Raw genomic sequence first — 358 nt, 5'->3', positions numbered from 1 at the left:
CGTTTTTATGGGTGAAGAAGCGCTCGCTCTCGATTTTATCGGTCATCCGCAGATGGCTGCGGATCCAGCGCACCAGCGGCTTATCGCCGATGCCGGACTCGTCCTCCTTCGCCAGCGCCATCTTCACGCCGGTAAACAGCAGGAAGGCGCCAAAGACGTACAGCAGCCAGTCGAACTGCGAAATCAGCCAGCTGCCGGCGAAGATCATAATGGTACGCAGAACGATCGCGCCCAGTACGCCATACACCAACACCCGGCGCTGCAGAGCAGGCGGTACGGCGAAATAGCTGAACAGCATCAACCAGACGAAGACGTTATCGACCGCCAGCGCTTTTTCAATCAGATAACCGGTGAGGAA

The 358-nt window shown here is 57.3% G+C and carries 1 protein-coding gene; it reads right to left on the bottom strand.

What is annotated here, in order from left to right; translation table 11 throughout:
* Positions 1-358: TerC family protein (locus LU493_RS19825; RefSeq protein ID WP_428994589.1), on the bottom strand; the 358-nt coding region annotated here is incomplete at both ends.

It is taken from the genome of Halomonas elongata, assembly GCF_029081005.1.
Classification (GTDB): Bacteria; Pseudomonadota; Gammaproteobacteria; order Pseudomonadales; family Halomonadaceae; genus Halomonas; species Halomonas elongata_B.
This window is presented reverse-complemented; position numbering and strand designations above follow the sequence as displayed.